This window comes from Porphyrobacter sp. MBR-49 (assembly GCF_053628655.1).
The window spans coordinates 147,825-171,378 of the sequence record NZ_JBRJGU010000002.1 but is presented as its reverse complement, the minus strand read 5'-3'; the positions used below and the strand labels follow the sequence as shown (position 1 = coordinate 171,378).

Genomic DNA, 23,554 nt, shown 5'->3' with positions numbered 1-23,554 from the left:
TATTGATTGATGGAAGCGATTGATGGGAGCGTGGGGCATCACGAAACCGAGGTGTCCTGCGCGCGCGACCGCTAACCCATCTGCGCGCGTTCCTGCCCGCGCTATCGCTTATGCTACTTGAGCGCGGTGCAGCAGCTTGTGATCGGCCAGCACCAGCGCCATCATCGCTTCGACCACCGGGGTGCCGCGGATGCCGACGCAGGGGTCGTGGCGGCCCTTGGTGACGACTTCGACTGCTTCGCCCGCGCTGTTGATCGATTCGACCGGGGTGAGGATGGAAGATGTCGGCTTGAACGCCACCCGGCAAACCACTGGCTGCCCGGTTGAAATCCCGCCCGCTGTGCCGCCCGCGTGGTTGCTGGCGTAGATTGGCTTACCCTCATTGCCGGGCCGCATCCGGTCGGCGTTTTGTTCGCCGGTCAGGCGCGCGGCCTCGAATCCGTCGCCGATTTCGACGCCCTTGACCGCGTTGATGCTCATCATCGCGGCGGCCAGATCGCTGTCGAGCTTGGCATAGATCGGCGCGCCCCAGCCTGCGGGAACGCCGGTGGCGACACATTCGACCACCGCGCCCAATGACGATCCGGCTTTGCGGGCTGCATCAACCTTGGCCTCCCACCGCTTGGCGGCTTCGGGATCGGGGCAGAAGAACGGGTTGTTTGCGATTTCAGTGTGGTCGATCCGCGCTGGGTCGATCCGGTCGCCGCCAAGCTCGCACACATAGGCCACGATGCTGACTTCCGGGATCACCAGCCGCGCCACCGCGCCCGCCGCCACCCGCGCCGCCGTTTCGCGCGCGCTGGAACGCCCTCCGCCGCGATAATCGCGGATGCCGTATTTGGCGTCATAGGCGTAATCGGCATGGCCGGGGCGATAGGATTGCGCGATGTCCGAGTAATCTTTTGACCGTTGATCGGTGTTTTCGATCATCAGGCTGATCGGCGTGCCGGTCGTCCGCCCTTCGAACACGCCCGACAGGATGCGCACCAGATCATCCTCGCGCCGCTGGGTGGTGAAGCGGCTGGTGCCCGGCTTGCGCGTATCCATGAACGGCTGGATATAGTCTTCGCTGATCGCCAGCCCCGGCGGGCAGCCATCCACCACCGCGCCCAGCGCAGGCCCGTGACTTTCGCCCCAAGTGGTAAAGCGCAGCACGCGCCCGAAGGTGTTCCAGCTCATGCCTTGCGCTTATGCGCAAACCCGCTGATTTGTCCACCAAGCCGTCATTGCGAGCGGCGCAGCCGCGCGGCAATCCAGCGCGTTCGTGTGCCGCTCTGGATTGCCGCGCTACGCTCGCAATGACGATAACCCCACTCAGGCTCTGGACTGTTCTCGTTCTGTCCGTCACAACCCTGCGCGCAAGCAGTGAAGCGGTAACGCAGACAGGGAATCATGATCGCCAAACTCTCAGGCAGGCTCGATGCGTTGGGCGAGGACTGGGCCATCGTCGATGTCGGCGGGGTCGGCTATCTCGTCCACTGTTCGCGCCGCACATTGGCCGCGCTGGGCGAAGTGGGAGAGGCCTGCACCGTACACACCGAATTGCAGGTGAGCGAGAACGACATGCGCCTGCTGGGCTTTGCCGACAGCGCCGAGCGTGACTGGTTCCGGCTGCTGACCGGTGTGCAGGGCGTGGGGAGCAAGGTGGCGCTGGCGATACTCTCGGCGCTCTCGACCGGAGAATTGCGCGACGCCTGCGGACGCGGCGATGCGGCGATGGTGGCAAGGGCGCAGGGCGTGGGGCCGAAACTGGCAAGCCGGATCGTCAACGAATTGAAGGATAAGGCGGGCGCGATGCCCGGAGGCGTGAGCGGGGTTGCGGTCGGCGTGACTGCCGCGCCTGCGGGAAGCAAAGGCGCGGACGCGGCCAGCGCACTCGAAAACCTCGGGTTCAAACCGGCGGTTGCGGCGCAAGCGGTGGCGCGCGCGCTGGAGGAACTGGGGGATGGCGCCAGCGAAGGCGACCTCATCCGCGTGGCATTGAAAAAGGCAGCATCCTAGGAGGAAGTCTCATGCGTATCATCACCACTCTTGCGCTCGCATTGGCCGTTATCGCCGCCGCCCCGCTCGCCGCGCAGGATCGCAGCGCGTTCAAACCCGGCCCGGTAATCACCGACTTCGGCCCGCACGCCCCGGTGCCGGGTATAACGCAACTGCCCGCCGACACCGAATTTGCGGTTGCTTTTGATGTGGCGACCCCGGCGGCGGAGGGCAGCGCCAATCGCGGGTTTGAAAGCGCGGCGCGGTTCCTCAATATGCACGTGGCGAACGGCGTGCCTCAGGAGAATATCCGGCTGGCGGTGGTGGTGCACGGCAAGGCCTCGCTCGAAGTGCTGACCAACGCCGCCCACGCCGCGAACGCAGCCGGGGGCGGGGGCGATAACCCCTCGGCCAAACTGGTGGAGGCGCTGCTGGAGGCGGACGTGCGCTTTATCCTGTGCGGGCAAAGCGCGGCGGCTTACGGCATCAAGCCCGAAGACCTGATCCCCGGCGTGGAAATGGCGCTGTCTGCGATGACCGCCCACGCGCTGTTGCAACAGAACGGCTTTACGGTGAACCCGTTTTGATGGGTGCGATGAACCCCACCCCTCGTCACCCTGAACTCGTTTCAGGGTCTATCCCGCCATCAGCGCAGGTCGATGGGAGGCAGCCCCAACCCAACCGCCAGATCATGCCAATCGGGATTCTCGCTCTCGATCAGGTTGATCTTCCACTGCCGGTGCCAGCGCTTCAATTGCTTTTCGCGGGCGATGGCGCGCTCCATGTCGCCCAGCAGCTCGTAACGGACGAGGCGGTGGACGTGGTAGCGGCTGGTGAACCCCTCGGCCACTTCGTTGCGATGCTGCCAGAGCCGCGCGGTGAGATTGCTGGTGACACCGATGTAAAGCGTCCCGTGCGGCTGGCTCGCGAGGATGTAGACGCAAGGCTGGCGCTCGGTTCGCATGGGATTGAGACTGCGGCACGATGGATGCTGAAACAAGTTCAGCACGACGATTTCTCAAAAGTTTGCCCCATCCCTCGTCACCCTGAACTCGTTTCAGGGTCCATCCCGCCATCATCGCGGTGGCAGCGCAATCGCGCGATGGCGAGCTTGTTGTGATGCGCCGCAGTCTCGTCATCGCACTGGTCAGTATCGCGTTTCTGTCCGGATTTGCGAGCGGTTGCTGGGCAGAGGGCTGGCTTGATATTGATGATTGCCTCGACCGGGGCGGCGCATGGGATTACGAGCGCAATACGTGCAGGTATGAATGACTGACCCCACCCCCCTCCACACCCCCGCCCGCCAGCCGGGCGACCCTGACGCTGCGTTGCGGCCCAAGCGGCTCGCCGAATTCGTCGGGCAGGAGGCCGCCAAGGGCAACCTTGCGGTGTTCATCGCTGCCGCGCGCGCGCGGGGGGAGGCGATGGATCATACCTTGTTCTTTGGCCCGCCGGGTCTGGGCAAGACCACGCTGGCGCAGATCATCGCGGGCGAGTTGGGCGTGGGTTTCCGCGCCACCAGCGGCCCGGTAATCGCCAAGGCGGGCGATCTCGCCGCGCTGCTCACCAATCTTGAACCGCATGACGTGCTGTTCATCGACGAGATTCACCGCCTCTCCCCCGTGGTTGAGGAAGTGCTCTACCCGGCGATGGAGGACCGCGCGCTTGATCTGATCATTGGCGAGGGGCCATCGGCGCGCTCTGTTCGGATCGACCTGCCGCCCTTCACCCTGATCGGAGCCACGACACGGCAGGGCTTGCTGACCACGCCGCTGCGCGATCGTTTCGGCATCCCGGTAAGGCTTAATTTCTACAGCCATGAAGAATTGGAGCGCGTCGTCACCCGCGCCGCCGGGTTGCTTGGCCTCGCGATCCAGCCCGATGGCGCGCACGAAATTGCGCGGCGTTCACGCGGCACCCCGCGTGTGGCCGGACGCCTGCTGCGCCGGGTGCGTGATTTTGCCGATGTTGCGGGCGCGGCCTCTGTCACCCGCCATGTCGCCGACGAGGCGCTGACCCGGCTGGAGATCGACCGGCTCGGCCTTGATGCGATGGACCGGCGCTACCTCACCATGATCGCGACCACGTACAAAGGTGGCCCGGTGGGGATCGAAACGCTCGCGGCGGGCCTCGCCGAACCGCGCGACACGGTCGAGGAGGTGGTCGAACCCTACCTCATCCAGCTCGGCCTGATCGCCCGCACCGCGCGCGGGCGGATGCTGAATGATGATGGCTGGGCGCATCTGGAACTGGCGCGGCCCGTTGATTCGTCCGCACCGCAGCAAAGCGGGCTGTTCGACGAAGATGGTTAACGCAGGCCGCTAACCAGCCGCCTGTTTTCGGTGCCAGTTCGGGACAGCGCGCCCGAAATCCCGCAGAACCGGGCCAAATCCGGGGCGTTGGTGGGCCTTGGCATGGTTAAGCCGGTTGCCCGGTGGCGGTTTCTGACCTCAAAAGCAGGTTGGTTTCGGGGGAGGTGCGGATGGTCCGCATTCCCCGCCACAGGCAAACAGGGTTAACGACTATGTCGCTCAAACTGGCCATCGCAAAGCTTTCTGCTGCTGCTGCGGGTGTTGCATTGTTGCAGGGCGGCGCGGTGCGCGTGGCCGAGCCGATGAACACCGACGCGCCGGAGTTCAGCTCGGAAATTGATGGCAAGCTGATCGCGGTCGATCCGCAAACCGGCGCGCGTTACATCAAGACGCGGACCCGCGATTTGCCGCCGCCCGAACAGCGCCGCCGCCGGATTGTCGAACGCACGGTTGAATGCCAGCCGGTCTCCCCCGGCGCGGTTGGCGCGCCGAGCGTGCCTGCTGGCGCGGTTGAGGCCTATTTCGATCCCAATGAATGCCCGCCGATTGCGCAGGTCGCCTATATGCCGGCCCCGCTGCCCCCGCTTCCGCCGATTTCGGGTGGCGGCGGCCCGGTTGGCGGTTTTGGCGGTTACGGCGGCGGGTTGGGCTTTGGCGGCGGCTTCGGTGGCGGCTTCTTTGGCGGGCTCTTCGGCGGCGGCGGGTCGTCATCGGGCGATGTGTCGGTTTCAACCACCACCAGCACCAGCGGCGGCGGTGAAGGCAGCAGCGGGGTTGTGGTCAATGTCGACGTCGACAATTCGACTTCGACCACTTCGTCCTCGGGCCAGATCAGCAGTTCCACCACCTCGTCCACCGGACAGATCAGCTCATCGACGGGTCAGGTTTCGACCTCGACCTCAACCGGGACGGTGTCGAGCAGCACCGGGGCGGTTTCGTCGTCGGGCGATGTGTCTTCGTCGACCGGCGCGGTGTCGAGTTCGGGCAACGTCTCTTCGTCGACCGGGGCTGTGTCGAGTTCCACCGGCGCGGTTTCCAGCTCCACTGGCGGCGTGTCGAGTTCGACCGGGGCGGTCTCCAGTTCCTCAGGCAACGTCTCAAGCTCGTCTGGCAATGTATCTAGCAGTTCGGGCAATGTTTCCAGCTCTTCGGGCAATGTCAGTTCTTCGACTGGCGCAGTTTCGAGTTCGTCGTCGTCATCTTCGTCGTCGAGTTCCTCTTCGTCGTCCTCGTCGAGCTCATCGGGGGGCGCCACCAGCGGCGGTAGCACCTCGGGCGATCTGACTAGCAGCACCAGCAGCAGCACATCCTCGTCGTCCTCCTCGTCGAGCAGCACCAGCGGATCGTCAGGCAGCAGTGGGTCGTCGGGTTCGAGCTCGTCGTCGAGCAGCAGTTCTTCCTCGTCATCATCGTCGAGCAGCGGCAGCACCTCGGGCGGTCACGAAGTTCCCGCGCCGCCGATGATGATCCTGTTCGGCCTTGCCGCCGCCGCGATCCTAGGCCGCCGCAAGTTAACGGGCACGCCGACCGCCTGATACCAAAGCGCGATGGGGCTGACTCATCGGGCTTTGGTTAAGCCCGTGCGGCGCTTGAGCATTTCCAATGCGTGATGCGTCAGCATCTCAGCGCGCTGGTATAAAGTCGAAAACGCGTTCACGCTTGCACGGCGAGCGAGAAGGGCGGCACCGGGGGGAGCCGCCCTTTTCTTATCCGATGGTGGGGGAATTAACGCGGCGCGATCGGCTGCTGCGCTTCGTCCCAGGCGATGATTCCTCCGGCGAGGTGTTCCACCGGCTTGCCGGTTGCATCAGCCAGCCGCTCACCCGCAATCGCTGATCGGCGGCCTGAACGGCAATAGAGCACAACCTCACGCCCATCCGACAGATCAAGCTTGGCCGGGTCAAACCGATCAAGCGCGATGTGTTCCGCGCCGGGGATCGCGCCTTCGGCCACTTCGGCATCGGTGCGCACATCGATCAACCGGACATTGCCCGCCGCCATCCGCGCGGCAAGCTCTGCGGGTGAGAGGTCGATCAATGCCGCAGGGGCGGCGATAGCGCCCGCCTCTGCATCCGCCGCCATCGCCAGTTCCACGCCAAGCGGGGCCGAGGACGAATCATCGCGATCGCTCGCCCCGCAGGCCGCCAAACCCAAGGCAATCGGCACAACGGGGATCAGACGCAAGGCGCGAAAGGCAGTCATCATCCCCGCATCATGCCGCAAGTTTGCGCAAGACGTAATGGAGAATCCCGCCGTGGCGGTAATATTCCATTTCGTTGGCGGTATCGATCCGGCACAGCGCCGCGAAGCTGAAGGTGCTGCCATCGGCGCGGGTGACGTCAACCGTGACGTCCTGCCCCGGTGTCAGATCAGCCAGGCCGCGAATCGAGAAGGTGTCGTCCGCCGTCAGGCAGAGCGTTTCGCGGGTGTCACCATCCTTGAACTGCAAGGGCAGCACGCCCATGCCGACCAGGTTGGAACGGTGGATGCGTTCAAAGCTTTCAACAATCACCATCCGCACGCCCAGCAGGATCGTGCCCTTCGCCGCCCAGTCGCGGCTGGAGCCTGTCCCGTATTCCTTGCCGCCGATCACCACCAGCGGGGTGCCGTCTTCCTTGTGGCGCATCGCCGCGTCGTAAATCGGCATGGTTTCGCCATTGTAGGTCGAAAACCCGCCTTCAACGCCTGGCACCATTTCGTTCTTGATGCGGATATTGGCAAAGGTGCCGCGCATCATCACTTCGTGGTTGCCGCGCCGCGAACCATAGGAGTTGAAGTCCTTTTTCGCGACCTGGTTCGCTTTGAGGTAGGAGCCAGCCGGGCTATCTTCCTTGATCGAACCGGCGGGCGAAATGTGATCGGTGGTGACCGAATCGCCCAGCACCGCCAGCGGCTTGGCATCGACGATGTCGGTCAGCGGCGGCGGGGTCATCGTCATCCCGTCAAAATAGGGTGGGTTGGCGACGTAGGTGCTGCCAGCGCGCCATTGGTAGGTATCCGACGGTTCAACCGTGATCGCCTGCCAGTGTTCATCACCGTCATAGACGTTGGCGTAGCGGCTGACGAACATTGACCGGTCGATATTGGCGGCGCGGTGCTCGGCAATTTCGGCGTTGGTCGGCCACAGATCGGCCAGCATCACGTCGTTGCCGTTCTGGTCCTGCCCGATCGGGGTGGTGGTGATGTCCTCGGTCACGGTGCCCTTGAGCGCGTAGGCCACCACCAGCGGCGGCGAGGCGAGGAAGTTGGCGCGCACATCCGGGCTGACCCGACCTTCGAAGTTGCGGTTGCCCGACAATACGCTTGCGGCAACAATGTCATTGCCGTTGATCGCGGCGCTGATCGGGGCTGCCAGCGGGCCGGAATTGCCGATGCAGGTGGTGCAGCCATAGCCGACCAGATCGAACCCGATCGCATCAAGGTGTTCCTGAAGGCCCGATTTCACCAGGTAATCGGTCACCACCTGCGATCCCGGTGCCAGCGAGGTCTTGACCCACGGCTTGGGCTTCAACCCGCGCTCATTCGCCTTCTTGGCGACCAACCCGGCGGCGATCAGCACGTCGGGGTTGGAGGTGTTGGTGCAACTGGTAATCGCGGCGATCACCACGTCGCCATCGCCGATGTCGTGATCCTTGCCTTCTACCGCCACGCGCGCGGGGCCGCTTTTGCCGTAAACCTTGCTGAGATCGCCGTTGAACAGTTCATCCACCTCTTGCAGGATCACCTTGTCCTGCGGGCGCTTGGGGCCGGCAAGGCTGGGGACGACCGCCGCCATGTCGAGGCTCAGCGTCTTGGAGAACACCGGCACATTGGCGGGATCAAACCACATCCCCTGCGCGCGTGCATAGGCTTCGACCAGAGCGATGTTTTCTTCGCTGCGACCGGTCAGGCGCAGGTAGTCGATGGTCTTGTCATCAATGCCGAAGAACCCGCAGGTCGCGCCATATTCGGGTGCCATATTGGCGATGGTGGCGCGGTCGGCCAGCGTCAGATTGGCCACACCGGGGCCGTAGAACTCAACGAAACGCCCCACCACGCCGACTTCGCGCAGCATCTGCACGCAGGTCAGCACCAGATCGGTGGCGGTCACGCCTTCGGCCATGCGGCCTTCAAGGTAAAAGCCGACCACTTCGGGGATCAGCATCGAAATCGGCTGACCGAGCATCGCGGCCTCAGCCTCGATCCCGCCGACGCCCCAGCCGAGCACGCCCAATCCGTTGATCATGGTGGTGTGGCTGTCCGTTCCGACGCAGGTGTCGGGATAGGCGACCATTACCCCGTCGGGGCCTTGCGATGACCACACCGCCTGCGCGATGTTTTCCAGGTTCACCTGATGGCAGATGCCCGTTCCCGGCGGCACGGCGGAGAAGTTTTCAAAGCTTTTGGAACCCCACTTGAGGAAGTCATAGCGTTCGGCATTACGCTCATATTCGAGCGCCATGTTCGCTTCCATCGCCTTGGGATGGCCGAATTCATCGACCATTACCGAGTGGTCGATCACCAGATTGACCGGCACCAGCGGGTTGATCTTGGCAGTATCGCCGCCCAGTTTCTTGATCGCATCGCGCATCGCGGCCAGATCGACCACGCAGGGCACCCCGGTGAAATCCTGCAACAGCACGCGCGCCGGGCGATACTGGATTTCCTCACCCGTGGTGGGGTTGTCCTGCCAATCGACAATCGCCTGAATATGTTCGCGCCCCACGGTGAACCCGCCGTCTTCAAAGCGCAGCAGGTTTTCCAGCAATACCTTCATCGAAATCGGCAGGCGCGATACGTCGCCCAACTGCTCGGCGGCTTTCGCGAGCGAGTAATAGGCGTATTCCTTGCCGCCGACATTAAGGGTCTGACGGGTTTTGAACGTGTCCTGGCCGATTGCGGTCATGGGGGGATTCCATCCTTTTCGATTGGCCCGCCCCCGATCCAGCAAGGGCGCGGTTTTACGAGGCGCACCTGCGCTTTCGCGCGCGCGAGGTCAAGGGGGCCAAGGTCGGATTGGCCTTGGAGAATGGTCTTAAGCGGGTGTTTTTGAGGTAATTGCAGCGGGTCTGCGTGTCGCCAGCCAGCAGCCCGCGATGATCAGCGCGGTTCCCGCCAGTGTCGGCACAGTTACCGCTTCGCGGAAAAACAGCCAGCCGAACAAGGTTGCCCAGACAAAGCCCGAATATTCGGTCGGTACCAGCGCGCTTGCTTCGGCGCGGGCGTAGGCCCAGGCAATCGCCAGCGATCCCGCCACGGTCAACGCGCCTGCCGCCAGCAGCGGCACCAACGCCTCCCGCGCAGGCGGTGTCCACAGCAGCGGGGCGAGGGTGAGCAGCACCAATCCGCCGATCCCACTGTGAAACGTAGTAATCTCAATCGGCCCGGCAACCTGCGCCTGCCGCCGGATGACAATGAAATTGTAGGCGTAAAGCAGTGCCGAGACGAACAGCGAAGCAATGCCCAATGCGGCGCCTTCATCGAATTTCCCCTGCCCGATCCGCCCGCCGATGATTACCAGCGTCCCGGCAAAGCCCAGCAGACTGGCACCGATGGCTGCGCGGCTGATTGCTTCGCCCAGCAATACGTGGGCGAGATAGAGGGCCAGCAACGGCGCCATAAAACTCAGCGCAATCGCCTCGGCCAGCGGCAGGCGGGTGAGCGCGAAGAAGAAGGTCAGCGCCATGAAGGCCGATATAACGCCGCGCGTCAGGTGCAGCTTCAACACCGCCCGGTTTGGCCAGGCAGGCCCGCGCGCCAGCCAGATCGGCGCGATGATCGCCGCGCCAATCCCGGCGCGCAGCACGGTGGCGGTATAGGCCCCGATCATCAGCGCTGCCTCTTTCATGAAGGCATCCATCAAAGACAGGAACCCCACGCCCGCCAGCGCGGCGGCAAAGGGCAGCAGGGGGCGGGCAGTGATGGGCATGGCGGATGCGATAAGCCGTTCGTCCAGCAACGTCACGCGCGCGCGGCGCTGGCGCCAGTGGCTGTGCACATTAATCGCTGCGAAAGCCAAGGTGGTTGATAGGGGGTGTCCGCGCGGCGTATGATTGCAGCGGACACATGGTCGCGGTGAATAATGGCGGCATGGGGCGAAAAGGCAGGATAGTGATGAGGTTCGCGAAAAGATTTGCAGGCGGTGTCGCAATCGCGGCGCTGGTGGCAACAGCGGCGCTGGGGCAGGATAGCGGCGCGGTGCGTGCCCAAATGCTGCCCAAGCCCGAAGTGCAGGGCGGCCCCCAGCCCGCGCAACTGCCCAAACCGCGTGACGCCTTTGATCAGGCTTTCCCGACAGTCTCGCAGCCGATGGTGCAGCCCGGAATGGAGGCACCTGCGCCGCTGGTGCAGGCGTGGAGCATCGCGCAGGTCGCGCGATTGGTGGCGGTGATCGAAGGTATCGGTGCAGAAGGCCTCGATCCGGCGGATTACGATCTCCAACCGCTCAAGGTTGCGCTTGCCTCCGGCCCGTCGGATGAATTGAACCAGATCGCCTCGCAAAGCTTTGTCTGGCTGGTTGAGGATTTGCGCGATGGGCGCACCCCGATGGAGGCGCGCGAACAGTGGTTCGTGATCGATCCCGACCGTGAGACATTGCGCACCGGCGATATCCTCGCCCAAGCGCTTGCGACCGGCGATATTGCAGGCACGCTGGCAAAACTCGCCCCGACGCACCCCGATTATGCGCGGCTGCGCGACGAACTGGCTAAGACGCCCGAAACCGACATTGCCAAACGCAAGCTGATCCGCGCCAATATGGACCGCTGGCGCTGGCTGGCGCGCGATCTCGGGCCGCAATATCTGATCACCAATGTGCCCGAGTTTCAATTGCGGCTGACGGTCAAGGACAAGATCATCAGCACCTATCGCACCATCGTTGGCAAGCCGGGGCGCACCGCCACCCCACAATTGGCTGAAACGATCGAAGGCATCGTGTTCAACCCGACCTGGACGGTGCCGCAATCGATCGTCAAGGGCGAAGGGCTGGGCGCCAAAGTTCTCGCCAACCCCGAATGGGCGAAGCGCAACGGTTATGTCGGCACGCGCGGGGCCAATGGCTATATCAGCGTGGTGCAGCAGCCGGGGCCGGGCAATTCGTTGGGGCTGATGAAGCTGGAAATGCCCAATGCGCAGGCGATTTTCTTCCACGACACTCCGTCGCGCCACCTGTTCGCCAATGATAACCGCGCATTGAGCCACGGCTGCATCCGTACCGAACGTGCGCTGGAACTGGCGATGACGATGGCAATTCTGGGCAAGGGCGCGACCAAGGACGAAGCGGTGGCGATCTCATCCTCGGGCAAATACACCAAGGTGATGATGGAAAAGCAGTGGCCCGCGTACATCACCTATTTCACCATGGCATCGGACATCAACGGCGAGATGGCGACCTTCAAGGACATCTACGGCCGCGACGCCCCGGTGCTCGCCAGCCTTGACAAGCCGCGCGTGCGCGAACGCACTTACGTGCCGGTCGACGAGGTGATCGTCATCGAGGATAACCTGCGCGATAGTTAGGCTGTCGCGCTACAGATTGAGCGGCGCGCGCTCGATCATCGCCAGTTCGGGCAGCGGCTGGATGCTGCCGTCTTCTTCCAGCCCAAGGCTGTCGGCAAACAGCAGCCGCCCGCCCGACAGGTGCATCAAAGCGATGCGGAACTGTTCCTCACCCATCGCGAAACACCCGTTGGAGCGCCCGAGGCGGCCATATTTCTCAAGATGCGAGGCTTCGGCATAATCGGCGCGGTGCATCACGATATAGCGGCGCAGCGCGGCGTCGTTGCTTTCATCCAGCCCGCCCAGCCGCACTGATGTGCCATAGCGGCCCTTGTACCATTCCCACGTCACGTAAGCCCCCCGGCTGGTGGCGTTGGAACCTTCGGTATTGGAGAATTGCTTGAGCCAGCCGTCATGCTGCCGGTCGGAACCCTGACCGTGGCTGACGTGGTAGGATTGCACCTCACCCCGGTTGAAGTTGACGAAGTGGAACCGCGGCTTGGCCGAATGCAGCCCGTAATCGGCAATGCCGACAATATCGCGTTTCCAGATCGCATCGCCCGCGCGCGCCAGTTCGCGCTTGGCAATGTCGAACAGAATGCGATCACGCGGGGTGCCGGGTGATACCGCCGCAAAGGCGCGCATCGGCAGCGCCAGTGTCGCCCCCGCAATCAGAGAGCCTTTGAGAAGATCGCGCCGGTTCATTACCCTATAAAGTAACCCGCCGGGCTTGCGTTCCCAATAAGGCAAAACACGGTTCATCGCAGCTATGCCTCGCTTCGTAGGGGAAGCGCTGCGTATCCAGCGTTTTCCTGCGCCATCACCAGCATCGAGGCGGCGTGGCGCGCGGCGACTATGCGCGGATCATCGCCATATCCGCCTCCCAGCGCCGATGCGATGGCGAGGCCCCGGCGGCGCGCCTCTGCGATCACGAAACGATCACGCGCCGCCAGCCCCGCGTCAGTCAGCGCGAGCCTGCCCAGCTTGTCTTCCGCGTGGGGATCAACCCCCGCCTGATAGAACACGAAATCGGGCGCGAAACCGGCCATCACCTCGGGCAGGTGACGGGCCAGCGCCGCCATATAGCCATCATCATCCACCCCATCGGGCAAGGACACATCGCGGCTGGAGCGTGCCTTTCGCACAGGAAAATTCTTTTCCGCGTGGAGCGAGAGGGTGAAGATATCCTCGCGCCCGGCGGTCAGGCTGGCGGTGCCATCGCCCTGATGCACGTCCAGATCGACGATCAGAACGCGCGCCGCATCGCCCTCGGCAATCAGGCGGTTGGCGGCCACTGCCAGATCGTTGAACACGCAATAACCCGCGCCGGTATCATGCAAGGCATGATGGCTGCCTGCCGCTGAATTGGCGGCATAACCGTGACTCATGGCGAGCTGCGCGGCTAGCCATGTGCCGCCATTGGTATGGCGCACGCGGCTGGCGATAGCGGGTGTTACCGGAAAGCCGATCCGGCGTTCTTTGTCGCGCGGAACATCAGCGCGAAACACCTGATCGACATAGGCGGGGCAATGCACCGCTTCGAGCCATGCGCGCGGGCAAGGCTCTGGCGCGTGTTCGGTGATCGGGGCTCCGCTGGCGCGCAATTCCTCCATCACGAGGTAGTATTTGTCGAAGCGGAAAGACCCGCGTTCGGGGCGCGGAGCCATGTAATCGGCGTGGTGGACGACGTGGAGCATTCAGACCCGTCCCGCCCGCCTGTTGGAGACACATGTGACACTGTCCAGAAGCAGAAAACCCGGGCCTGCCAGATCAACGGCAATGGCAGGGGCGAAGGGGCGAAAACGGGCGTTCATGCAGGCAATCATGCCACCATCATTGGCTGTAGGACAGTCTCATAGCCAGCCCGTATGTTCGGCCAGAATCGTCGCCCCCAGCGCGATCAGGATTACCCCGCCCGCCCGTTCGGCCCATGTGCCCCAGCGATTCCCTGCGATCCGGCCCAGTATGACCCCCGCCGCGCTCAGCGCAAAGGTGACGATACCGATTAGCGCGGCGGCCGTCAGCGGCGCGACATCCAGCGTTGGTAGGGTAATCCCGGCGGCGAGCGCATCAATGCTGGTGGCGACCCCTGCGACCAGCAGCGCCCGGCCTGTCAGCCTGTGCGATGCTTCCTCCTCACCCACGTGCCCGCCCAGCATCCGCACCCCGAGGAAGGTCAGCAACCCAAAGGCGATCCAGTGATCGACCGCCGCGACATGAGCCATGGCAAACGCGCCGATCCCCCAACCGATCAGCGGCATGACGCCCTGGAACAGGCCAAAGGTGAGCGCGATGGCGAGGCCGCCGCGCGCGTCGGGCCGAAACCGCGCCCCCTGCGTCAGCGCGACGGCAAAGGCATCCATCGCCAGCGCGAGTGCAAGAAACAGGGCTTCGATCACGGCTGTGTCCTGATTATGGCACCTGCGGGGCGCGGGCCTTAGCCAGAGCAGCGAGTTCTGCGGAAATCGCATCCTCGCTGCGGCTGGCTGGAAAGTTTGAGTTGATCGGCACGGCACCGAAAACGTGCAGGCGCAACTATCGCGAGATCGGCGGCCGATCCTACATTCTTAATTTCACGCCGGAGCAATTACCGCGATGCGCTTTGCATCAAATGCGCTTCATCGATATATGCAATTCCTTGCGCTGGAAAAGCTGTTTTGCGAAATTTTTCTCATCACCGTGCCAAGCCGCGTGCGCAACTCACTGACTTCCAATCCTACGCTGGCTGCGACTTCGGCATCGCTCAGACCTTGCTCGGTAGAGGAGATGGCACCCATCAGTTCCTGCTCGTCGGCATCAAGCGAAGCGAAGGCCTCATCGGTGATGCAAGCGCACTCTTCTTCGGTCAAATTCCCGTTGCCCGAGCTCACGCAGCTCGCTGTCATTTCCGCCTTCGCCTTGTCGACGCCGGAACCGCAAGCTGACAGCGCGATCAGCAACCCGGCACCCAATGCCATCTTCGATAGATTTACCATACCTTTCTCCTTGACACCCCTTGGTTCAAACTACGGAGAAGCAGGCATCTGTCAATCTGGTGTGGCCTTAGCCAGAGAAGCGAGTTCCGCGTAAATCGCGTCCTCGCTGCGGCTGGCGGCGTTGCGCCAGCTGGTCGCGGTGTCGACATTGACCAGATTGCCATCGGCGGTCAGCACCAGCAGCGCGGGCGTGCCGGGGAAATCGGCAAGGCCGAACCGCTGCGCAATATCCAGATTATGCCCATCACCCGATTGCGGCATCCCGACATTGACGAACACCAACTCGTAATGCGCCGCCACCAGCGCGGCAAAGCGCGGGGTGCCGAGCCATCCGGCCAGCGCGCGGCTATCGTGGCACCAGTTCGCGCCCATCACCAACAGCACCCGCCTGTCTGCCGCAGCGGCGCGGGTGAGCGCGGCGTCGACATCGCCCATCGCATCGGGGGACACGGCATAGGCGCTCGCTTCGGGATGGTCGCCGGCGGCCGACACGATGCTGCCTGCAATCGCTGAACCACCGATTACCAGCAATCCCGCGATCAGGCCTGACACAATCGGTTTGATCACTCCGCCGCTTCCGCCGTTTGCGCAGGCGCTGCGTGGGGATCGAACGCGGTTGCTTCGCCTGCCTCGATCTCGGCCGCCTTGGCCTCGACCAAGCGGACGATGTGATCGAGCATATCCTCGCTTTCGACCGTGTGATCGGTCACGCCGCGCAGATACACCATGTGCTTGCCCGCGCCGCCGCCGGTCAGGCCGATATCGGTTTCGCGCGCTTCGCCGGGGCCATTGACCACGCAGCCAAGGATCGACAGGCTCATCGGGGTCTTGATGTGGTCTAGCCGCGCTTCGAGCGCTTCCACGGTGCGGATCACGTCGAACCCCTGCCGCGAGCATGAGGGGCACGAGACGACGCGCACGCCGCGGGTGCGCAGGCCGAGCGATTTGAGCATTTCGAACCCGACCTTGATTTCCTGCTCCGGTTCCGCCGACAGGCTGACGCGGATGGTATCGCCGATCCCGGCCCACAGCAGGCTGCCCATACCGATCGAGGATTTGACCGTGCCGCCGATCAGCCCGCCCGCTTCGGTAATACCAAGGTGCAGCGGGCAATCGACGGTTTCGGCCAGCCCGTGATAGGCCGCCACCGCAAGGAAGATGTCGCTGGCCTTCACCGCGACCTTGAATTCGTGAAAATCGTGATCCTGCAACAGTTTGATGTGATCGAGTGCGCTTTCGATCAGCGCTTCGGGGCAGGGCTCACCATATTTTTCGAGCAGGTCTTTTTCCAGGCTGCCTGCGTTCACCCCGATGCGGATCGCGCAGCCATTGGCCTTGGCCGCGCGCACGACTTCGGCGACGCGCTGGGCTGATCCGATATTGCCGGGATTGATCCGCAGGCACGCCGCGCCCGCATCGGCGGCTTCCAAGGCGCGCTTGTAGTGAAAATGGATATCGGCCACGATCGGAATGCGCGCGGCGCGGGTGATCTGCTTGAAATCGCGGGTCGATTCTTCGGTCGGGCAGGATACGCGGATAATGTCCGCGCCCACGTCCTCACACCGACGAATCTGGTCGATTGTCGCCTTCACATCCTCGGTCGGGGTGTTGGTCATGGTCTGCACCGTGATCGGCGCATCGCCGCCCACGGGGACATTCCCCACCATGATCTGACGCGATTTGCGCCGTTCGATTGTGCGCCAGGGCCGAATGGAAGACATGCGCCCGCCTATAGCGGTGCCTGCATGACGGAGCAATGACCCTAGGCGGGATACTGCGCCCCGGTCAGCTGTTCGCTGAGCGTCCACAACCGTTCAGCCGCTGCCGGATCAAGCGCATAGGAACGCACGCCGCCTTCGGATGATTGGTTGTCCACGGGGGCCACATGGCAATCTTCGCAATAGACCCCGCCGGTGCCTTCCAGTTCAAGCGCGGTCGCGGCCCAGCAGCTGGTTGCGGCGCCTTGCGGAATGGTCTTCCACGCAAAGCCGCTATCGCTTTTGGTCACGCGCTCGATCAGCGCGGCGGTCATTTCCTCGGTCATGTGGCGGCCCAGATTGGTTCGGATGCCGCCGGGATGCACTGCATAGGCGTGGATGCCCTTGGCGGCAAAGCGCGCCTCCAGCCCGACGGTAAACAGGATGTTCGCGGTCTTCGAATGACCATAGCTTTGCCACGGATCATAGGGCCGTTCGGTGAAATTGGGGTCGTCAAGATCAACCGGGGCAAAGTGATGGCCGCGGCTGGAGAGGTTGACGATGCGTTTGGCATTGCCTGCCTCGATCAAAGGCAGCAGTTCTGCGGTCAGCGCGAAATGGCCCAGATGGTTGGTGCCGAACTGCATTTCGAACCCATCGGCGGTGTGCATCAGCGGGCAGGCCATTACGCCTGCATTGTTGATCAGCAAGTCGATCGCGGTGAAGCGTTTGCGGGCCTCGTCCCCGCAGGCGCGGATGCTGGCGAGGTTGCCGAGATCGCAGATGATGGTGTCAATGCTGGCATCAGGGTGCTGCGCCCGGATCGCTGCTGCGGCTTCATCCAGCTTGGCCTGATCCCGCCCGGCCATGATGATGCGCGCGCCGCACGCCGCCATCGCCCGCGCGGTTTCCTGACCCAGCCCCGAATTGGCACCGGTGATGAACACCGTCAGCCCGGCCATGTCCTTGCCCGCCAACACCTCATCCGTGGTGCTGTCTTTGCCGAATGTGCTCATCTGCTCTCTCCTGCGCTTATAGTTTCAATTGGTAGAGGAATTCCGCGTCCAGCTGCGTGCCGACGCGGAAGGTGATATCGGCGATCTTGGCAAAGCCATAGCGTTGATAGAACCGCTGCGCGCCGTAATTTTCGGAATAGACCGATAGCAGCACCGCATCATGACCGCCCGCGCGGGCCTGATCCAGCGCCCATTCCATCAGCTGTGCCCCGACCCCGGTGCCGGTGTGCTGCGGCAGCGCATAAAGCTGGCTGAGCTCAATCGGGTTTGTCGCGGCGGAATGGGCGGCATAGTGGCTGGGGTAGCGCAGCTTGCAATAGGCGACCAGCTTGCCGTTCACTTCGGCAAGGCAGTGGGCGCATTCCTCGCCCGCGATTTCCTGCGCCACGGCAGCGGGATCGTGCACCTCGGCAAGGAACGCGGCGAGGTCTGCTGCGGTGTAGAGATGCGCGAAGGCGGCGGTGAAGGTTTCGGCCCCCAGCGCGGCAAGCGCGGGGGCATCGGCGATGGTGGCGGGGCGCAGGATCATGGGAAGCGCCCTAGCGCTGCGGGCGTGCGTTGTTAAGCTGGCGAAACGCAGCGGGCCGCGTTAGACATCGCGGCTATGAAGAACCTCATCGCGCTCATCGCACTCGCCCTGCTGCCCGCCGCCGCTCTGGCTCAGGATACGCCGCCGCCCGAACCCAAATGGTCGATTGCCATCCACGGCGGGGCAGGCACGCTGAACCGCGATGCGATGACGCCGGAAAGGCGCGCCGAATACGAGGCCGCGTTACAGGTCGCGCTCGATGCCGGAGCCAAGGTGCTGGCCGAAGGCGGCAGCGCGATGGACGCGGTGAAGGCCGCGATCATCCCGATGGAAGATTCGCCGCTGTTCAATGCGGGCAAGGGCGCGGTGTTCACTTGGGAAGGGACGAACGAACTCGATTCCTCGATCATGGACGGGCGTGACCGCAGCGCCGGGGCGGTGGCGGGGGTCAAGACGGTCAAGAACCCGATCCTGCTGGCTGACAGCGTGCGCACCGCCAGCCCGCACGTGATGTTGATGGGTGCAGGCGCGGAAGCTTTTGCGGCGGAACAGGGCTTTGCCGTAACCCCGCCCGAATATTTCGCTACGCCTGCGAGGGCCGAGGCGCTGGAGCGGATGAAGGCGCAGCAGCTTTCGGCGCTGGATGTCGATCACAAGTTCGGCACGGTCGGCGCGGTGGCGCTTGACCAGCATGGCAACCTTGCGGCGGGCACCTCGACCGGCGGGATGACCGGCAAGCGCTGGGGCCGGGTGGGCGATGCGCCGGTGATCGGCGCGGGGACCTATGCGGATAATCGCAGCTGTGCGGTGTCGGCGACGGGCTGGGGGGAGTATTTCCTGCGGGTGGGCGTGGCGCACGAGATTTGCGCGCGGCTTCGATACACCATTCCCGCGCTAGAATTTCGGCTTCACCCGTGGGATCCCATCACGATCAAGAATTATGCACAGACCGTTGCCGATGAAGTTATGGCCGACGTTAAAGACTTGGGTGGCGACGGCGGGGTGATCCTCGTCACGCCCGAGGGCCATGCGATCTTCAGCTTCAACACCAGCGGGATGTATCGCGGTCGCGCGACCAGCGATGGGGAGAACGAAGTGGCGATTTTCGGGGGCGAGGAGCAGGCTTCGGCCACGCCGGATCATTGACCCCTTTACTCCCCTCCCCTTGTGGGAGGGGTTGGGGGAGGGGAGCGAGGCCGCAGGCTTCGCTTGTGTCCACTGACGTGGTGCCCCCTCCCCCCGACCCCCTCCCGCAAGGGGAGGGGGAGAAGCTCAATACAATTTCCCCACCAGCGGCAACCCGCGTTCCGGTTCGGCGAATTCCTTGATCACCTTGCCCACGCGCGACAGCGCCAGTTCGGCGGTTGGATCAATTCGGTCATGAACGCCGCGCGCTGTGAAATAGGCCGCGAAGGTGATCGGAGGTTCGCCCTTCGGCCCCTCGGCAATCCCGATATCGACATAGAGGCTGCCCATTCCCGGCGCGAGCGAGGTGCCGGTCTTGTCGCCCGCAATCCAGCCTTCGGGCAGGCCAGCGCGCACCCGGCGTAGCCCGGTCTGGGTGGCGATCAGCCATTGGCGCAGCTGGGCGCGGGCGGGCTGGGGCAAAACCTCGCCATAAACCAGCTTCGCCACGGTGCGTGCCATGGCGGCAGGGGTGGTGGTGTCGCGAAATTCGGCGGCGGGGACAAAGTTCAGTTCCGGCTCGATGCGGTCAAGCCGGCTCACATCGTCCCCGATGCTGCGCCAGAACGCGGTCAGCGCCGCCGGGCCGCCCAGTTCGCGCAGCAGGATATTGGCCGCCGGGTTGTCCCCGGTGATCTGCGTCGCTTCGGCGAGTTCGCGCAAGGTGGCCCCGGCGGTGATCCGTTCGCGGGTGAAGGGTGCATGGGCGATCATGTCCGCCTCGCCCCACGTCACGCGGCGGTCGGCGTCAATCGTCCCTGCCGCATGACGCGCAAGCACCATTGCCGCCAGCGAAAGCTTGAACGAGGAGGCATGGCCGAACCGCCGATCCCGGTTGATCCCGACCGATTGGCCGCTGGCTGTATTGTAGATTTCCACGCCAAGCGTGCCGCCCGCCGCAGCCTCGATCAGGCGCAATTCCGCCGCCAGCCTGCCGGTCGGGCTCTGATCGGGGGGAATGCAAGCTGCCGCGCCCAATGCCAGTGATCCGCCAATGAAAAACCGCCTGTCGATCATCATGAAAACTTGTCCGCCTTGCGTTTGCCGAAGCGCATGTCGCCTTCGAGCTTGGCGCGCAATTGCGCATAGAAGGATTCGAGGAACGCCCGTTCGTCGCCCGCCCCCGGTTCCCATCCGATCTTGCGGCAGATGGCGGTGTGCACCGCTGCCAAGGCATCGGGCTGGGCGTCGCGCAGCATCCGTTCGAGCGTCTGGAGTTCCTTCTCGCCATAGACCGCCAGTTCCGCCTCACCAAAGGCATAGCGCACGCCGGTTATATCGCTGGCCCCGCGTGCGCCTGCTGCGCCTTGGGCGCTCAGCACATCGGCCAGCTTGGCGCGCGGGCGTTCGACCACCCACGTGCCCGCGATGATGTCACCCGCGCGCAGGGCATCGCGGTTGAAGAACGGGAATAGCAGGAACAGCGCAAACCATGCGGTCATCACCCAGCCGAGCGGGCCCGCATCCTCGTTCGCGTCGCTCATCACCGCCAGCACCAGCAGCGCGATCAGCGGATAGAAAACCTCGATATCGCGCAGCAGATTGCGGGCGATCACCGCTTCGGGGGTCAGCCTGCCGCCGCCGCGCGCCGCCACGCGGATGCCGGTGATGCGTTTGCCCAAAGTCGCGCCGCGCGGGCCGAGTTCCTGCACCAGAAAATAGCCATACCAGGTAAAAAAACCGATCAGCGCCAGCAGGATCTGCATGAATTCCTGCGCCCCGTGCGGCGCGGCGGCGGGATCCAGGCCGGTGCCGTCGAGCAGTCCGCGCGCGATCCACAACAGCGCGAGGTAAAACGCCAGCAGCCCGAACATGATGATCATCACATCAAGGATCAGCGCGCCCGCCCGGCTGCCGCGCGATGCCAGCATGATCGGCAGCACGATCCCTTCGGGCGTCACCAGCGTCCGCGCACGCTTATCGGTGTTGGGGGCGCGGGCGACGACGCTCATCCCGCGCTCTCGGCGATGCGGCGCGGGCGGTAGAGGACAAAATAGGATAGCCAGAAGATCAGCATCGCCCCTCCGATCATAAAGCGGCTGCCAGCGCCATCGACCAGCTGGCGCGGAAACGCTTCGAGGAAAGCGGCGACGATCATCATGATCACCACGCCCACCATCACCACCGCGCCGCGCCGCCCGGCCTCGGCTGCGGCGTCAAGCACCGGGCGCGTGCCGGGAAAGGCCATCGCCCGCCCGATATGCAGCCCCGCCGCGCCTGCCAGCAGAATGCCCAGCAGTTCGGTGGTGCCGTGCACGCTGAGCCATGCGGCCAGTTCCACCAGCAGGCCCTGGCTCGCAAACAGCCACAACAGCGCGCCCAGCATCGCGGTGTTGTGCACCAGCAGCATCAGCGACGGGATGCCGAAGGCAAACCCCAGCGCGAAGGCGAGGATGGAAACGGCGGAATTATTGCTGAACAATTGCGCGGCGAAGGAAGACAGGCCGACCGCGTTTTCCTCTGTGGCGAGCGTTGCCAGCAATTGTTCGCGGCTGGCCCCCGGCACGCGGGTATCGGCCAGCCCGCCGGGGACGAGCCGGTAATACCATTCCTCGTTCTGGGCGACCAGTAGCCAGCCGACCACGGTGCCGGATACCATCACGAACAGCGCGATGCAGATATCCAGCCAGATTTCGCGCACCGCACGGCTCCATCCGCCAAGCAGGAAATCGCGCAGCCAGCGCGCAAACCCCTGACGCGGGCCGTAAACCTGAAACCACGCGCGCTGCACCAGCGCTTCGAGATAGGCGAGGGTCGCCGCGTCGAGCGAGGTTTCGCGCGCCACCGCAAGGCTGGATGCGGCGGTGCGATAGAGCGTGGGCAGCGCCAGCAGGTCATCATCCGCGATGCGCCGCAGCCCGCCGCGCTCCATCCGGTTGATGATCGCCTCCAGCCGCCGCCAATCGCCCTCACGCTCCAGCCGGAACCGGTCGGAACGCAGCGTCGCGCTGGCAATATCGGGCGGCGCGGCGAGCTGTCCGCGCCCGAACCATGACGAGATGATCGGTGTCTTCATCCGCCCCTCACCCGATCGCCTCGCTCGCGCGGATCGCGAAATAGCGATCGATCAGGCGCGGGCCGATGGCGTCCCACGGGGCTTCGATCACGTCGATCCCCATGCGCCGCAATCGTTGCAACACCAGCTTGCGTTGCTGCGCCAGCGTATCGGCGGTGACAGAGCGGGCGAGCGTGGCGATATCGCCGGGGCGCGCGGCGATCAGCCGTTCGATCTCGCTATCAGCAATGGTGACGAACAGCACCAGATGCTTGTCTACCAGCCGCCCCAGGCTTTCAACCATCAGTTCGGCCGAGGTGGGATCGGTGAAATCGGAAAACAGCACCACCAGCGAACGGCGTTTGAGTTTGGAGGTGAGAGTTGCCAGCGCGAGCGTGAAATTGGGTTCGACCGCCTGATAATCCAGCCCCGCAGCCGCGCTTTGCAAGCGGTGGAACGCGCGCGCATCGCCGATGAAGGGGGTCATGATCTGCGGAGCTTGCGCAAACCCGAACAGCGCGCATTTGTCCCCGCCCTTCAGCACGACATAGGCGCAGGTCAGCGCGGCGGAAACCGCCCGGTCGATGCGCGGCAACCCGTCCACAGGCTCGCACATCGCCTGTCCGCAATCAAACGCGAAGACGATCTGGTTGTTGCGCTCGCTCTCGTTCTCGCGCGCGAACAGCCGGGTGTGGCGCGCGCTGGCTTTCCAGTCGATGCGGCGGCGATCCATGCCGGGTTCGTATTCTGACAGAGCCTCGAACTGCGTGCCTTCGCCCCGGATGCGGCGGTTGATGAGGCCAAGTTGGGCATTGCGCAGGAAGGTCTGCAATTCGGGCGAGCGCACCGGCGAAAGATCGGGCCAGATCCGCACCACCTGTTCAAGCGGGTGGCTGACCTGCCGCGCGCCGAGGCCCAGCGGCCCCTCCCACCGCAGCCACGCGCGGGTGACGGGGGCGGTGCCGCGCCGGGTGGGCGTGACAGTCGTTTCCCCGCGCCATCCGGGAGCATCGGGCAGGGTTGCAAGATCGGTGGTGATCCGCCCGCCGGGGGCCAGCCGCGCATCGCAGGCCACCGCCGCAGCAACCCCGGTGCGCCGCCCGCTGGTAAAGCGCGCGGTGACGGTGATCGTCGCAGGCTGGCCGACCTCGACATCGACGGGCGTTTCGACATCCCAAACCGCGCAGCGGCCCGCCAGCAGCGCATCGGCCACCACCAGCGCCAGCAACACGGCCCCCGCCAGCGGGGCGATCACCCATGCGCCGGGAGAAGCTGCCGCGATCACCAGCGCGACGGGCGCAAGGCCGGCAAACACCCACGCCGCACGCTCGGTCGGCACCAGCGGCAGCGGCGGCAGGTTTACGCGGGGGAGGGCGAGGCGCGTCATTG

Annotated in this window: 26 protein-coding genes; 6 read left to right on the top strand and 20 right to left on the bottom strand. The window is 64.3% G+C overall.

Annotated elements, in window-relative coordinates; genetic code table 11:
- Positions 1 to 108: 108 nt before the first annotated feature.
- Positions 109 to 1,179, bottom strand: coding sequence for a chorismate synthase (aroC, locus tag ACSSV3_RS03035; RefSeq protein WP_354323636.1), 1,071 nt, complete (start codon positions 1,177 to 1,179; stop codon positions 109 to 111).
- Positions 1,180 to 1,392: 213 nt separating this feature from the next.
- On the opposite strand from aroC, the gene ruvA reads away from it, so the two are divergent.
- Together ruvA and ACSSV3_RS03025 are read left to right on the top strand one after the other, a co-directional pair.
- Positions 1,393 to 2,001 (top strand): Holliday junction branch migration protein RuvA, encoded by a 609-nt coding sequence (gene ruvA / locus ACSSV3_RS03030; RefSeq protein ID WP_354323635.1) that lies wholly within the window; start codon positions 1,393 to 1,395, stop codon positions 1,999 to 2,001.
- An 11-nt stretch (positions 2,002 to 2,012) separates the two neighbouring features.
- The gene (locus ACSSV3_RS03025) at positions 2,013 to 2,567 is read left to right on the top strand and encodes a DsrE family protein (RefSeq protein WP_354323633.1); all 555 of its coding nucleotides are present in this window, start codon (positions 2,013 to 2,015) and stop codon (positions 2,565 to 2,567) included.
- 59 nt (positions 2,568 to 2,626) lie between these two features.
- Here ACSSV3_RS03025 and ACSSV3_RS03020 read toward each other — a convergent pair whose 3' ends face one another.
- Positions 2,627 to 2,944 (bottom strand): GIY-YIG nuclease family protein, encoded by a 318-nt coding sequence (locus ACSSV3_RS03020; protein ID WP_354323631.1) that lies wholly within the window; start codon positions 2,942 to 2,944, stop codon positions 2,627 to 2,629.
- A 119-nt stretch (positions 2,945 to 3,063) separates the two neighbouring features.
- Here ACSSV3_RS03020 and ACSSV3_RS03015 point away from each other — a divergent pair, with 119 nt between their 5' ends.
- Positions 3,064 to 3,252: a hypothetical protein gene (locus ACSSV3_RS03015; protein ID WP_354323629.1), complete on the top strand. Its 189-nt coding sequence runs from the start codon at positions 3,064 to 3,066 to the stop codon at positions 3,250 to 3,252.
- Positions 3,249 to 4,292: a Holliday junction branch migration DNA helicase RuvB gene (gene ruvB, locus ACSSV3_RS03010; RefSeq protein ID WP_354323627.1), complete on the top strand. Its 1,044-nt coding sequence runs from the start codon at positions 3,249 to 3,251 to the stop codon at positions 4,290 to 4,292. Before ACSSV3_RS03015 ends, ruvB begins: the two co-directional genes overlap by 4 nt.
- Positions 4,293 to 4,398: 106 nt before the next feature.
- Here ruvB and ACSSV3_RS03005 read toward each other — a convergent pair whose 3' ends face one another.
- From ACSSV3_RS03005 to ACSSV3_RS02980, 6 genes are all read right to left on the bottom strand, one after another.
- The gene (locus tag ACSSV3_RS03005; RefSeq protein WP_354323625.1) at positions 4,399 to 4,638 is read right to left on the bottom strand and encodes a hypothetical protein; all 240 of its coding nucleotides are present in this window, start codon (positions 4,636 to 4,638) and stop codon (positions 4,399 to 4,401) included.
- A 285-nt stretch (positions 4,639 to 4,923) separates the two neighbouring features.
- Positions 4,924 to 5,148, bottom strand: a complete 225-nt coding sequence (locus ACSSV3_RS03000; RefSeq protein ID WP_354323623.1) for a hypothetical protein — start codon at positions 5,146 to 5,148, stop codon at positions 4,924 to 4,926.
- Between the two features lie 24 nt (positions 5,149 to 5,172).
- The gene (locus ACSSV3_RS02995; protein ID WP_354323621.1) at positions 5,173 to 5,721 is read right to left on the bottom strand and encodes a hypothetical protein; all 549 of its coding nucleotides are present in this window, start codon (positions 5,719 to 5,721) and stop codon (positions 5,173 to 5,175) included.
- 296 nt (positions 5,722 to 6,017) lie between these two features.
- A complete protein-coding gene (locus ACSSV3_RS02990; protein ID WP_354323620.1) occupies positions 6,018 to 6,497 on the bottom strand; it encodes a rhodanese-like domain-containing protein in 480 nt (159 codons plus the stop codon).
- Positions 6,498 to 6,504: 7 nt separating this feature from the next.
- Positions 6,505 to 9,177: an aconitate hydratase AcnA gene (acnA, locus tag ACSSV3_RS02985; RefSeq protein ID WP_354323619.1), complete on the bottom strand. Its 2,673-nt coding sequence runs from the start codon at positions 9,175 to 9,177 to the stop codon at positions 6,505 to 6,507.
- Between the two features lie 129 nt (positions 9,178 to 9,306).
- The gene (locus tag ACSSV3_RS02980; protein WP_354323618.1) at positions 9,307 to 10,269 is read right to left on the bottom strand and encodes a DMT family transporter; all 963 of its coding nucleotides are present in this window, start codon (positions 10,267 to 10,269) and stop codon (positions 9,307 to 9,309) included.
- A gap of 116 nt (positions 10,270 to 10,385) precedes the next feature.
- On the opposite strand from ACSSV3_RS02980, the gene ACSSV3_RS02975 reads away from it, so the two are divergent.
- Positions 10,386 to 11,789, top strand: a complete 1,404-nt coding sequence (locus ACSSV3_RS02975; RefSeq protein ID WP_354323617.1) for a L,D-transpeptidase family protein — start codon at positions 10,386 to 10,388, stop codon at positions 11,787 to 11,789.
- 9 nt (positions 11,790 to 11,798) lie between these two features.
- Here ACSSV3_RS02975 and ACSSV3_RS02970 read toward each other — a convergent pair whose 3' ends face one another.
- From ACSSV3_RS02970 to ACSSV3_RS02935, 8 genes are all read right to left on the bottom strand, one after another.
- Positions 11,799 to 12,473 (bottom strand): murein L,D-transpeptidase catalytic domain-containing protein, encoded by a 675-nt coding sequence (locus ACSSV3_RS02970; RefSeq protein WP_354324085.1) that lies wholly within the window; start codon positions 12,471 to 12,473, stop codon positions 11,799 to 11,801.
- Between the two features lie 62 nt (positions 12,474 to 12,535).
- The gene (locus ACSSV3_RS02965; RefSeq protein WP_354323616.1) at positions 12,536 to 13,465 is read right to left on the bottom strand and encodes a histone deacetylase family protein; all 930 of its coding nucleotides are present in this window, start codon (positions 13,463 to 13,465) and stop codon (positions 12,536 to 12,538) included.
- Positions 13,466 to 13,621: 156 nt separating this feature from the next.
- A complete protein-coding gene (locus ACSSV3_RS02960; RefSeq protein ID WP_354323614.1) occupies positions 13,622 to 14,167 on the bottom strand; it encodes a manganese efflux pump MntP in 546 nt (181 codons plus the stop codon).
- Positions 14,168 to 14,386: 219 nt separating this feature from the next.
- Positions 14,387 to 14,743, bottom strand: coding sequence for a hypothetical protein (locus tag ACSSV3_RS02955; RefSeq protein WP_354323612.1), 357 nt, complete (start codon positions 14,741 to 14,743; stop codon positions 14,387 to 14,389).
- Positions 14,744 to 14,794: 51 nt separating this feature from the next.
- A complete protein-coding gene (locus tag ACSSV3_RS02950; protein WP_354323610.1) occupies positions 14,795 to 15,310 on the bottom strand; it encodes a thioredoxin family protein in 516 nt (171 codons plus the stop codon).
- Entirely contained in the window at positions 15,307 to 16,464 is a 1,158-nt protein-coding gene (gene ispG / locus ACSSV3_RS02945; RefSeq protein WP_354323608.1) for a flavodoxin-dependent (E)-4-hydroxy-3-methylbut-2-enyl-diphosphate synthase, read from the bottom strand. Before ispG ends, ACSSV3_RS02950 begins: the two co-directional genes overlap by 4 nt.
- A 41-nt stretch (positions 16,465 to 16,505) precedes the next feature.
- Entirely contained in the window at positions 16,506 to 17,456 is a 951-nt protein-coding gene (locus ACSSV3_RS02940) for an SDR family NAD(P)-dependent oxidoreductase (protein ID WP_354323606.1), read from the bottom strand.
- 16 nt (positions 17,457 to 17,472) lie between these two features.
- Positions 17,473 to 17,985 (bottom strand): GNAT family N-acetyltransferase, encoded by a 513-nt coding sequence (locus ACSSV3_RS02935; protein ID WP_354323605.1) that lies wholly within the window; start codon positions 17,983 to 17,985, stop codon positions 17,473 to 17,475.
- A 75-nt stretch (positions 17,986 to 18,060) separates the two neighbouring features.
- Here ACSSV3_RS02935 and ACSSV3_RS02930 point away from each other — a divergent pair, with 75 nt between their 5' ends.
- Positions 18,061 to 19,131 carry an isoaspartyl peptidase/L-asparaginase family protein gene (locus tag ACSSV3_RS02930; protein WP_354323604.1) on the top strand — a complete coding sequence of 357 codons (1,071 nt, stop codon included), beginning with the start codon at positions 18,061 to 18,063 and terminating at the stop codon, positions 19,129 to 19,131.
- A gap of 126 nt (positions 19,132 to 19,257) precedes the next feature.
- Here ACSSV3_RS02930 and bla read toward each other — a convergent pair whose 3' ends face one another.
- Genes bla through ACSSV3_RS02910 form a run of 4 tightly spaced genes read right to left on the bottom strand, consistent with a single transcriptional unit; the run spans position 19,258 to position 23,552 of the window.
- A complete protein-coding gene (bla, locus tag ACSSV3_RS02925) occupies positions 19,258 to 20,190 on the bottom strand; it encodes a class A beta-lactamase (protein ID WP_354325899.1) in 933 nt (310 codons plus the stop codon).
- Complete coding sequence (locus ACSSV3_RS02920) at positions 20,187 to 21,122, bottom strand: RDD family protein (RefSeq protein WP_354325898.1); 936 nt, start codon at positions 21,120 to 21,122, stop codon at positions 20,187 to 20,189. Before ACSSV3_RS02920 ends, bla begins: the two co-directional genes overlap by 4 nt.
- Positions 21,119 to 22,186: a stage II sporulation protein M gene (locus tag ACSSV3_RS02915; protein WP_354325896.1), complete on the bottom strand. Its 1,068-nt coding sequence runs from the start codon at positions 22,184 to 22,186 to the stop codon at positions 21,119 to 21,121. The genes ACSSV3_RS02920 and ACSSV3_RS02915 overlap by 4 nt, the downstream gene beginning before the upstream one ends.
- A 7-nt stretch (positions 22,187 to 22,193) precedes the next feature.
- On the bottom strand, positions 22,194 to 23,552 hold the full coding sequence (locus ACSSV3_RS02910) for a DUF58 domain-containing protein (protein WP_354325894.1): 1,359 nt from the start codon (positions 23,550 to 23,552) through the stop codon (positions 22,194 to 22,196).
- Between the last annotated feature and the right edge of the window lie 2 nt (positions 23,553 to 23,554).

Excerpts from the sequence above, each read along its gene's own strand:
- aroC (WP_354323636.1), bottom strand. The coding sequence starts at position 1,179 with ATGAGCTGGAACACCTTCGGGCGCGTGCTGCGCTTTACCACTTGGGGC.
- ACSSV3_RS03025 (WP_354323633.1), top strand. The coding sequence starts at position 2,013 with ATGCGTATCATCACCACTCTTGCGCTCGCATTGGCCGTTATCGCCGCC.
- ACSSV3_RS02930 (WP_354323604.1), top strand. The coding sequence starts at position 18,061 with ATGAAGAACCTCATCGCGCTCATCGCACTCGCCCTGCTGCCCGCCGCC.
- ACSSV3_RS02965 (WP_354323616.1), bottom strand. The coding sequence starts at position 13,465 with ATGCTCCACGTCGTCCACCACGCCGATTACATGGCTCCGCGCCCCGAA.
- acnA (WP_354323619.1), bottom strand. The coding sequence starts at position 9,177 with ATGACCGCAATCGGCCAGGACACGTTCAAAACCCGTCAGACCCTTAAT.
- bla (WP_354325899.1), bottom strand. The coding sequence starts at position 20,190 with ATGATGATCGACAGGCGGTTTTTCATTGGCGGATCACTGGCATTGGGC.
- ACSSV3_RS02970 (WP_354324085.1), bottom strand. The coding sequence starts at position 12,473 with ATGAACCGGCGCGATCTTCTCAAAGGCTCTCTGATTGCGGGGGCGACA.
- ACSSV3_RS02955 (WP_354323612.1), bottom strand. The coding sequence starts at position 14,743 with ATGGTAAATCTATCGAAGATGGCATTGGGTGCCGGGTTGCTGATCGCG.
- ACSSV3_RS02935 (WP_354323605.1), bottom strand. The coding sequence starts at position 17,985 with ATGATCCTGCGCCCCGCCACCATCGCCGATGCCCCCGCGCTTGCCGCG.
- ACSSV3_RS02915 (WP_354325896.1), bottom strand. The coding sequence starts at position 22,186 with ATGAAGACACCGATCATCTCGTCATGGTTCGGGCGCGGACAGCTCGCC.
- ACSSV3_RS02910 (WP_354325894.1), bottom strand. The coding sequence starts at position 23,552 with ATGACGCGCCTCGCCCTCCCCCGCGTAAACCTGCCGCCGCTGCCGCTG.
- ruvA (WP_354323635.1), top strand. The coding sequence starts at position 1,393 with ATGATCGCCAAACTCTCAGGCAGGCTCGATGCGTTGGGCGAGGACTGG.
- ACSSV3_RS02990 (WP_354323620.1), bottom strand. The coding sequence starts at position 6,497 with ATGATGACTGCCTTTCGCGCCTTGCGTCTGATCCCCGTTGTGCCGATT.
- ruvB (WP_354323627.1), top strand. The coding sequence starts at position 3,249 with ATGACTGACCCCACCCCCCTCCACACCCCCGCCCGCCAGCCGGGCGAC.
- ACSSV3_RS02920 (WP_354325898.1), bottom strand. The coding sequence starts at position 21,122 with ATGAGCGTCGTCGCCCGCGCCCCCAACACCGATAAGCGTGCGCGGACG.
- ACSSV3_RS02975 (WP_354323617.1), top strand. The coding sequence starts at position 10,386 with ATGAGGTTCGCGAAAAGATTTGCAGGCGGTGTCGCAATCGCGGCGCTG.
- ACSSV3_RS02940 (WP_354323606.1), bottom strand. The coding sequence starts at position 17,456 with ATGAGCACATTCGGCAAAGACAGCACCACGGATGAGGTGTTGGCGGGC.
- ACSSV3_RS03020 (WP_354323631.1), bottom strand. The coding sequence starts at position 2,944 with ATGCGAACCGAGCGCCAGCCTTGCGTCTACATCCTCGCGAGCCAGCCG.
- ispG (WP_354323608.1), bottom strand. The coding sequence starts at position 16,464 with ATGTCTTCCATTCGGCCCTGGCGCACAATCGAACGGCGCAAATCGCGT.